At 73.2% G+C, this 3,207-nt stretch carries 1 protein-coding gene; it reads right to left on the bottom strand.

The genetic code is table 11. The features are described from left to right. The coding region (locus AOK09_RS33925) for a DUF6531 domain-containing protein (protein ID WP_169797102.1) at positions 1-3,068 on the bottom strand (3,068 nt) is incomplete at its 3' end. Positions 3,069-3,207: the final 139 nt, after the last annotated feature.

Consider the following 3,207-nt stretch of genomic DNA (forward strand, 5'->3'; position numbering starts at 1 on the left):
TCCCAGGTGAGGGTGTGGGGGCCCGGGAGGTAGGGGGCCCGGGTGGTCTGCTCGGCGAGGGTGTGCCCGTCCCAGGTGAAGTCGGTCTGCTCCTCGGTGGCCGTCCCGTCGGGGGCGAGGCGCTGCTTGGCGATACGGCGGCCCAGGGGGTCGTAGAGGTAGCGCCAGCGGGTTCCGTCCGGAGTGGTGACCTGGGTGAGGTGGTCCTCGGCGTCCCAGGTGTAGTGCCAGGTGTCGGGCTTCCTGGAGAGGCGGGTCTTCTGCCGCAGCACGGTGCGGCCTGCGGCGTCGTACTCGTAGCGGACCCGGCCCGCCGCGGTGAGCTCGGTGCCGTTGTAGGTGCGGGTGCCGAGGGCGGCCCGGGTGGCGCCGGTGGCGGGCCACTCGGCCTCCGTGGGGTTGCCGGCCGGGTCGTAGGCGTAGCGTTCGCTCCAGCCCTGGGCGTGGACGGCGGTGACCCGTCCGGCGGGGTCCAGGTCGAAGGTGCGCGGGCCAGCGAGCAGGTCGTCGACGCCTATGAGGTTGCCGTCGGCGCGGTAGCTGTAGTCGCGTCGCTGCAGGACCGAAGGGTGGGCGGGCGATCCGCCGCGGAGGGTCTGCCCGGTGAGGTTGCCCCGGGGGTCCCAGGTGCTGGCCAGGGTGAGACCGCTGTCCAGGATCCGCTGCTGCTCGCGGCCGAGGGCGTCGTAGCCGAAGGTGAGCCCTCCGCCGGGGGTGGACAGGGCGGTGGGCCGCCCGAGGGGGTCGAAGGTCCAGGCGCTGGTGTGGCCGCCGGGTGTCCTGCGGGCGGTGCGGCGGCCCAGCAGGTCCCTGGTGTGGCTGAGTGTACGGCCGTTGACGGTCTCGGTGAGGACGTTGCCCAGGGCGTCGACGGTTCGGGTGAGGTCGGCGTCGGGGCCGGTCGCCCGGACCAGATGGCCCGCCGCGTCGTAGCCGTAGACGGTGGTGCGGCCTTCGGCGTCCTTGGCGGTGGTGCGGCCGAGGACGTCGTAGGTGTAGTGGATCTGCTGCCCGAGGGGGTTGGTGACGGCGACCGGGCGGCCGTTGGGGTCCAGCCGGTAGGTGGTCCTGCGGCCCTGGAAGTCGCTCTCGCCGATGAGCCGCCCGGCGGCGTCATAGCTGTACTCCCAGGTCAGCCCCAGGGCGTTGGTGACCGCCACCAGCTGCATATGGGCGTCGTGGGTGAAGGTCAGGCGGGCGCCGTCGGGACCGGTGCGGGCGGCGAGGGTCTCGAAGTGGGTGTACTCGAAGGTGCTGACCTGGCCGAGCGCGTCCGTGTGGGTGAGGAGGTTGCCCTCGCCGTCGTAGGTCCAGCTCTCCGTGCTGCCGTCGGCGGCGGTGCGGGACGCCGGGTGGCCCTCGGTGGTCCAGGTGAACCGGGAGACGGCCCCCGACGGGTCGGTGACGGCGACGGTGCGGCCGAAGGCGTCCCGCTCGTAGCGGGTGGTGGCCCCGGTGGGGTCGGTCACCTCGACGGGGAGGCCGGCCGGGTTGCAGCGGACCAGGGTGGTGTGGCCGAGGGCATCGGTGACGGCGGCGAGATGGCCCAGTTCGTCGTGGCGGTAGCGGGTGACGGCGCCGTTGGGGTCGGTGAGCGAGGTACGCCGGCCCTTGCTGTCGTAGGTGAGGCGCCAGGTCGCACCGCCGGGTTCGACCACCTCGGTGGGCAGCGCGAGCCGGCTGCCGTAGCCCACCGTGGCCTGTTCGCCGTCGGGGCGGGTGACCGCGACCAGGTCGCCGGCGCCGTCGTAGGTGTAGCGAGTGGTGTGGCCGAGCGCATCGGTCTCGGCGAGGAGGCGGTCGTGGTCGTCGCGCTCGAAGCGGGTGGTGTTCCCCAGCGGGTCGACCCTGGCGGTGATCTGGGCGTGGTCGTTGACGTGGTACTGGGTGGTGTGGCCCAGGGCGTTGGTCTCGGAGTGGATCCTGACTCCGGTGGCCGGGTCCCGGTCGCCGTAGGTGAAGTGGAACCGCAGCGCGCCTCCCCCAGCCTCCGGCCGGGGGTGCCCCCATGCGCCGCCCTCGTCGACGACCCGGCCCAGGCTGTCGTAGCGATAGGTGTAGTGGCTGCCGTTGCGGTCCGTCCAGGACAGCACACGTCCGCTGCTGTCGTTGGCGAAGCGCATCGGCAGCCCGGAGGAGTTGTACACCTCCGTCAGATGGCCGCCCGTGTAGCCGTACCGCGTCAGCAGCAGGTCGGAGCCGTTCTCACCCGCTCCGGCCAGGTGCAGGGCGGTGATCCGGCTGCCCTCCGTGGTGACCAGCACCCGGTAGCCGCCGCTGTGGGCGATGCTCAGCGGTGTGCCGTCCCTGCCGTGGACCAGCTCGTAGGACCGTCCCGAGCGGTCCCGCACCCGGGTCAGCAGCGCCGTCTCCCCGTCCGGCTGGAGGGTGAACTCCCTGACCACGCCGCGTGAGTGGTCGGTCAGGGTGTAGCCGCCGCTCTCGGCGCCGCCCTCCAGCTCCCAGCGAGCACCGGCGCTCGCCTGCACCACCTCACCGGGTCCCGGGTGGGGGTAGGCCTGCGCGGTGCGGTCGGCGCCCAGGTACACCACCCCGGCCTCGTCGATCTCCAGCCGCTCGTCGAAGGTGCACACCCAGCGCGGGCCCATCCACCGCCCGGCCTGGTAGCCCGACTCGAAGGACCGGGTGAACGCCAGCGGCAGCGAGCCGGGCAGGGAGACGTCCACCTGGTCGATGAACATGCGCCCGGTGGCCATGTCCACCGGTTCACCGCCGCCGCAGATCGCCTCCTCGCGCCGTCCCGCCTCCCGCGGGTCCGCCACCTGCTGGCGGCCGCGCCCTCCGCCGCCTTCGCCGCCCCTGCCGGTGCGGCCGCCCCCGCCGGGCAGGTGGGGGGAGTGCTCGGCGTCCTTGCCGCCGCGTTCCAGGATCTTCGTCAGCTCGCCGGCGTGTTTGGCGTCCGCCTCACGGGTGTTGCGGGCGACCTTCCGCAGGTTCTCCCCGGCGGAGTGGTAGAGGTCCTTCACCGCCTTGCCCGCGTCCTCGGCCAGCGTCCTGCCGATCTTCTCGGCGCCGTGCTCCAGTGCCTTGACGATCTGGTTGGTCACTCGAAGCTCACCCCTGCGAGCCTCGCCTGGAACACCTGCGCGTGCCCGGCGACCGCCTCCGCGTGCCCCTGCATGATCTGCGCGTGCGCCTCCAGCGCGGCCGGGTCGATGCGGAACCCGGTCCCCGCCGCCCCCGAGT

Origin of the sequence: Peterkaempfera griseoplana (genome assembly GCF_001418575.1) — a bacterium.
Taxonomy (GTDB): Bacteria; Actinomycetota; Actinomycetes; order Streptomycetales; family Streptomycetaceae; genus Peterkaempfera; species Peterkaempfera griseoplana.